The following is a 6,000-nucleotide window of genomic DNA, read 5'->3' on the forward strand; positions in this document are numbered from 1 at the left end:
TTTTATATCAGACTTTTTTATAGCTTTATACCGATTACATTAACTATGTTATCTAAATTTTGCGCTGGAAAAACAGTTCAATTCAAGGTGTAAATGGCCATTACGATAATATTAGCTAACGGTAATCGCCCCTTTGAACAGCGTGAAATAGTTATTAGTCGTCACTTCAGCTAACTCTTCAAAGGAAACACCTTTTAAATCTGCTACAAATTTAGCAACGTCATGCGTATAAGCTGGCTCATTTTCTTGGCCGCGATGTGGTACAGGTGCTAGGTAAGGTGAATCGGTTTCAACTAATAAACGATCCAACGGTACGGCTTTGATTACTTCTTGCAGTTCTTTGGCATTTTTAAAGGTTACAATGCCTGACACTGAAATATAAAAGCCCATTTTCATCGCTTCTTCGGCCATTTCAATGGATTCAGTAAAACAATGTAATACACCACCCACTTGTTCTGCGCCTTCTTCACGAAGAATATCTAAGGTATCTTGACGCGCGCCACGAGTATGGATAATAAGCGGTTTATTAAGCTGTTTAGCCACTCTGATTTGTTTACGGAATGCATCCATTTGCCATTCTTTTGTTTCAGGTGAATAAAAGAAATCTAACCCCGTTTCACCTATCGCAACCACTTTATCTGAACTTGCATATTCAAGTAATAAAGCTTCGTCCATTACTGCATCCTTGTATAAAGGATGGACACCGCAAGTACTAGACACTTGTTTATAAGGTGCAATCATTTCAGCCATCGCTGGATAATCATCTAACGTCACGCAAACACTTAATAAGTGTGTAATGCCTTGTACTTGGGCTTTGTCGATAACGTCTGCGATATTCTTATGTTTTTCTTTATAGTCTAAGCGGTCAAGGTGACAATGAGAATCTACTAACATGCTTTATTTTCCTTAAATTCGTTTTTAATTTTTATCAATAATGCGTTAATCAACAGTTCTTTTTTTAGCGATGAATGACTGGTTAATAAACTACGGGTCTTTAATATTTCAGTACTTAATACACGCAAACTTTTGCAAGAGAGCTGCGTTTGCCAAAGTTGTAATTGTGGCAATGCAAAATAATAAATAGCATCTTCATTAAGCTGATTATTATTTAATTTTAATTTATGGATATCGTGTAATAGATGAAATACCAGTAATAAATTTTGTTCTACATCTTTAATCAGTAATTGCGAAAACGAGAATAGATGAATAGGTTGATATAATAAATTAAATAAACCTTCAACACACTGGCGACGTGTATCCAGAGACGCATCTTGTTCAAGTGCTTTTAAGTGATTAAGTAACGCTAATGGACTATTTTGAAACCAGCGTAATACGCCATAATCACTCACTTGGTACCCTAATGCATATAACCAATCAATTAATGTTTGATCGTCTGGGCTATGAATATGTGTTTGCTGTAAACGACTTAACAAGGTTGGCATTAATTGGTGATGAGTACGCGCCAATAAAATAAGATAACTGTCCCCTTGCGGTTCTTCAAGTGTTTTTAACAGCGCATTAGCCGCGGCTTCTGTTAACTGATCAACTCCTTTAATCAAAACGACTTTATTGTTACCTAACTGCGGACGTTCATTCAGCTTTTCAGTTAATAAACGTACTTGGTCAATACCAATTGATTTATTCTTTTCAGCTTCTAACAAGTGAAAATCAAGATGATTATTTGCACTGATTAAACGACAAGAATGACACTCAAAACAAGCATCATTATCTCTTTTATCGGTGCATAATAAAAATTGAGCCAATTGTTTTGCTAGTTTATATTTTCCAATTCCCGCACTACCAGTGAACAATAAACCATGGGCAAAACGTCCTTCATGATAAGTGTTTTGTAACTTCTCATAAAAAGGCGTTAACCAAGGTGTGGTAACATTCTCAAAAATCACCTCAGCATTATCTGTATCTGGTATTTCATTGTTTGTAGGCATTTATAAACTCGCTAACCAAGTATCAAGTTGTTGCTTAATGGCGGTTTCAACGTCAGTAAATGATTGGCTTGCATCAATACAAACTGCGCTCGGTTCATCTGCAACTAATTGCTGAAATACGGCACGAGAGCGATTAAAGAAATCAATGGCTAAACGTTCAATACGATCTAACTCTCCGCGACCACGTGCTCTGCTTAACCCTAGCTCAGGTTCTATATCTAAAAACAACGTAAAGTCCGCTTTGAAATCACCTAATGCGACCTGTTTAATATCGCGAATAAGATTTAAATCAATCCCGCGACCACCACCTTGATAGGCTAAAGAAGACCAGTTATGACGGTCACCAATAACCACTTTATTGTCAGCTAAAGCAGGTTTGATTTTATGCTCTACTAACTGAACGCGTGCCGCATACATAATTAATAACTCAGCTTTATCATCTAGTTGCTCGTCATCGACATCCATTTTAACGATATCACGCATTTTTTCAGCTAATACGGTGCCGCCAGGTTCACGCGTCAATTCAATTTTCTGTTCAGAGAGACCTTTACTGATTAACCAGTCTTGAATATATTGAATCGCAGTACTTTTACCTGCGCCTTCTAACCCTTCAATAACAATAAATTTACCCGCTAGTTTTTGTTGTACAGGCATATTACATTCCTCGGATATATTTATTAACGGCATTGTTATGTTCTCTTAAATTTTTAGAGAAGTAAGAAGTGCCATCTCCTTTACTCACAAAGTACAAATACTTAGTTGTTGCTGGATGTAATGCGGCATAAAGCGCCTCTTCGCTTGGCATTGCAATCGGCGTTGGCGGTAAACCATTAATGGTATAAGTGTTATAAGCGGTTTTTTCTTGCAAATCTTTTTTACGAATACGCCCGTTATAACGATCGCCCATGCCGTAAATAACTGTTGGATCAGTTTGTAAACGCATCCCTATTTTTAAACGATTGACAAATACCGATGAAATCTTATCGCGGTCATTGGCTAAACCACTTTCTTTTTCAATAATTGAGGCCATGATCAACGCTTCATAAGGGTTTTTATAAGGTAAGTTTTTGTCTCTTTCCGCCCATAATTTTTCTAATACGCGTTGTTGATGAAGATAAGCTTTTTTAACAATGCTAAATGCACTCATATCAGCAGTGTAATGATAAGTTTCAGGGAACAATAACCCTTCTAATTTAGTAGATGAGCTCTTTAGGGCAGTTAATAATTCTTGTTCTGTTTGTTGTAACGGTTGAATATGTTCGGCATTAGTAAAGATAGTTTGCCAATCTTTATAAGTACTGCCTTCGACAAACGTCAGTTTAAACTGATACTCATGTCCACTCGTTAAGATCACTAAAATTTGTTCTAGTGAAGCCCCTTTGGGGAGCTCATAAGTACCAGATTTTATTTTTGTTAACTCTGGTCTTAATTTCGAGACGACCTTCCACCAACGTTGGCTATCTAATAAATCTTGATCAATTAACTGTGGTGCTAAATGAGAGAAATAACTACCGTCAGCTAAGGTAAATAATTGTGTTTCTTGTGCTCTTGGGGAACCTAAGTAAGCGTCTATTTGTTGTTTTGACCACAGTAATGCTACGGCGACCACTACACAGAGAAATAATAAAACGAACCCAATTTTCTTCATCATTATTGCTGACTTCCTTGCTTAAGTATTACTTGTAATTCAGTTATTCGTTGTAACTGTTGTTGGCTATAACTTTTTTCTTGGTATTGTTTCACAGGCACAATGCCCATCAAAGCATTAGATAGAAAAAGACAAGAGGCTTGATTTACATCTTCTAAAGATATTTCTTTTTCGACAACGTTAATGGCACTATGTTTCATGATACGTGCTCGCATCACACCCGCCACACCACAAAAGTCTAATTTAGGTGTTATCCATTGATCATTAAGGTAAATAAACACATTAGCACTACAGGCTTCAATAACATTTCCAAACTCATCACACACTAATCCTTCAACCGCATTTAAGGTCGCTAATTCTTGTTTAATGAACACTTGTTCTAATCTTGCTAATGATTTTAAACCCGCAAGCTGTTTATTACGCCCGAGTTGACTGGCGCATTGTACAATGTTGATTCCTTGCTGTTGCCATTGTAAATAGACATCAGGAAAAGCAGACAGGCTGATAATACGTTGAACATCATTACAGCCCTCTGCACTGTAACCTCGCCCACCACTTCCTCTGGTTAGCATTAATTTTAATACATAATGAGGTTGCTCTAGCACAGAGCTAGCCGCTGTAAACACTTCTTGTTGAAGTTGCTGCCAATCAATATCAGGAAAAAATAGGCGAACAGCTCCCTGTTGTAGACGATCGAGATGAAGTGGCCAATCAATGACGTCACCACACTCAATTTTGATGGTGGAGAATAAACCATCACCATAAGCAAGCCCTCGATCGGCTGCATTAATTTTATTATTTTCTAGTCCGTTAATTAACATCGACTTATCACTAACTTTTATAATTTCATTGATGAAGTTGAGTATACCGATCCTATTTTATTTATAACATGGCTAACGTTTATAAAATTTAGATATAAAAAAACCTGATGGATTAAATCAGGTTTTTAATTTTCTACAGTATTAGAAAAACTAGATACGTTTAAAGATTAACGTACCGTTTGTTCCACCAAAACCAAATGAGTTTGATAATGCATATTCAATGTGTGAAGGACGCGCCTTACCATCGGTAACATAATCTAAATCACAACCTTCACTTGGGTTTTTAAGGTTAATCGTTGGCGGAGCCACTTGATCTTTAATCGCTAATACACTGAAGATTGCTTCAATTGCACCAGCAGCACCCAATAAGTGACCTGTCATTGATTTAGTTGAACTCATCATCACTGACTGTGCCGCATCACCCCAAATACCTTTAACGGCTTGAGTTTCAGCAATATCACCCGCAGGAGTAGAAGTACCGTGCGCATTGATATATTGAATATCAGTTGCTTCGATACCTGCATCTCTAATCGCATTTTTCATTGATAATGCTGCACCAGCACCACTTTCTGGTGGTGACGTCATATGGTAAGCGTCGCCGCTCATACCAAAACCAACAAATTCAGCATAGATTTTTGCGCCACGTGCTTTTGCATGTTCGTATTCTTCAATCACTAATACGCCTGCGCCATCACCTAACACAAAACCATCACGTGACTCGTCCCATGGACGACTCGCTGTTTCTGGAGAATCATTACGTGTAGATAAAGCACGTGCAGCACCAAAACCACCCATGCCCATTTCTGTTGATGCTTTTTCAGCACCACCAACCAACATCACATCAGCATCACCGTATTGGATCATACGAGCACCTAAACCGATACTATGTGTACCTGTTGTACAGGCTGTTGTTACTGCAATATTAGGACCTTTTAGGCCTTTATTGATAGAAACATGACCAGAAATCATATTAATAATTGTTGCTGGTACAAAGAATGGGCTAATTTTGCGAGGACCACTTTTTGCAAAGTTATCTTTGTTCGCTTCGATAATGCCTAAACCACCAATACCAGAACCAATAGCAACACCGATACGCTCTGCATTTTCATCAGTCACTTCTAGACCTGAATCTTGAAATGCTTGTTCAGCTGCTACAACGCCGTATTGGATAAATAAATCCATTTTACGCGCTTCTTTCTTTGGCATGTATTCTTCGACATTAAAGTCTTTGATTAGGCCAGCAAACTTAGTAGAGAATTTTTCAGTATCAAAATGTTCGATATTTGAAATCCCACTTTTGCCTGCTTGTACTGCCTGCCATGATTGCTCTACCGTATTGCCAACTGGCGATATCATACCTAAACCGGTTACTACAACTCGACGCTTTGACACTAGACTCTCCTAAATGAAGCTTTAAAAACAATAACTAAACACTTTCTATAAAATACTTAGATATTATTTCAAATTAATTATTGTTGGTTAGAAAAATATTTATTTTTAGAACACTTTTATTGTTAGAAAAATTTATCTTTAGAAAAATTTATCTTTAGAAAAATTTATCTTTAGAAAAATTTATCTTTAGAAA

Annotated in this window: 6 protein-coding genes; all 6 read right to left on the reverse strand. The window is 37.1% G+C overall.

What is annotated here, in order from left to right:
- Window positions 1–111 precede the first annotated feature (111 nt).
- The 6 genes from V6255_RS13970 to fabF all read right to left on the reverse strand — a co-directional run bounded on the left by V6255_RS13970 (window position 112) and on the right by fabF (window position 5,807).
- Window positions 112–894 (reverse strand): YchF/TatD family DNA exonuclease, encoded by a 783-nt coding sequence (locus V6255_RS13970; RefSeq protein WP_341628707.1) that lies wholly within the window; start codon window positions 892–894, stop codon window positions 112–114.
- Window positions 888–1,946 (reverse strand): DNA polymerase III subunit delta', encoded by a 1,059-nt coding sequence (holB, locus tag V6255_RS13975; RefSeq protein ID WP_341628708.1) that lies wholly within the window; start codon window positions 1,944–1,946, stop codon window positions 888–890. The genes V6255_RS13970 and holB overlap by 7 nt, the downstream gene beginning before the upstream one ends.
- Window positions 1,947–2,600, reverse strand: a complete 654-nt coding sequence (tmk, locus tag V6255_RS13980; RefSeq protein ID WP_341628709.1) for a dTMP kinase — start codon at window positions 2,598–2,600, stop codon at window positions 1,947–1,949.
- A 1-nt stretch (window position 2,601) separates the two neighbouring features.
- Window positions 2,602–3,597: an endolytic transglycosylase MltG gene (gene mltG / locus V6255_RS13985; protein WP_341628710.1), complete on the reverse strand. Its 996-nt coding sequence runs from the start codon at window positions 3,595–3,597 to the stop codon at window positions 2,602–2,604.
- Window positions 3,597–4,415 carry an aminodeoxychorismate lyase gene (pabC, locus tag V6255_RS13990; RefSeq protein ID WP_341628711.1) on the reverse strand — a complete coding sequence of 273 codons (819 nt, stop codon included), beginning with the start codon at window positions 4,413–4,415 and terminating at the stop codon, window positions 3,597–3,599. Before pabC ends, mltG begins: the two co-directional genes overlap by 1 nt.
- Before the next feature lie 150 nt (window positions 4,416–4,565).
- A complete protein-coding gene (gene fabF, locus V6255_RS13995; protein ID WP_341628712.1) occupies window positions 4,566–5,807 on the reverse strand; it encodes a beta-ketoacyl-ACP synthase II in 1,242 nt (413 codons plus the stop codon).
- Between the last annotated feature and the right edge of the window lie 193 nt (window positions 5,808–6,000).

The sequence above is a fragment of the Psychromonas arctica genome, assembly GCF_038155225.1.
GTDB lineage: Bacteria > Pseudomonadota > Gammaproteobacteria > Enterobacterales > Psychromonadaceae > Psychromonas > Psychromonas arctica_B.